This window comes from Salinimicrobium oceani, assembly GCF_012037645.1.
Window position 1 is genome coordinate 1 of record NZ_JAAVJR010000749.1, and the last position, 424, is coordinate 424.

A 424-nucleotide genomic window follows, 5' to 3' on the forward strand; every position below is an offset into this window, starting at 1 on the left:
CCTTTTCCAGTGCTTTCATATGACTCGCCAGGTTCCCGTCTGTCACATCCAGATATTCCTTAAGAGCAGTAAATTCCAAAGTTTCATTCACCGCAAGCGCCGACATGATTCCAAGGCGCACCCTGCTTTCGAATGCTTTGTATAAACCATCGATGATCGTTTTCATTTCTCGTATTTCAGGTGCATATATATTCCATACAAGATGTGCATTAGCCCAAACCCAAAAGCCCAGAATAAAAGAGAATACTCCATAAAATATGCAGCCAGCAATCCCAGGAAGATCTGTATGATCCCTAAAGACTTCATTTCCTCAAATGTAAATTTACCTGCGTTGGCTAAAGCTAAACCATAAAAGATAAGCGTAATTGGAATAATTAGTCCGAACACACCTTTCGCTAGAAAGACCAGGATCAACAGGCCTCCT

At 41.5% G+C, this 424-nt stretch carries 1 protein-coding gene and 1 pseudogene; both read right to left on the reverse strand.

What is annotated here, in order from left to right:
* Window positions 1–166: transcriptional regulator (locus HC175_RS19210; protein WP_168139758.1), on the reverse strand; the 166-nt coding region annotated here is incomplete at its 3' end.
* A pseudogene (locus HC175_RS19215) lies at window positions 163–424 on the reverse strand (hypothetical protein); the annotation flags it as partial. The gene HC175_RS19210 and the pseudogene HC175_RS19215, both read right to left, overlap by 4 nt.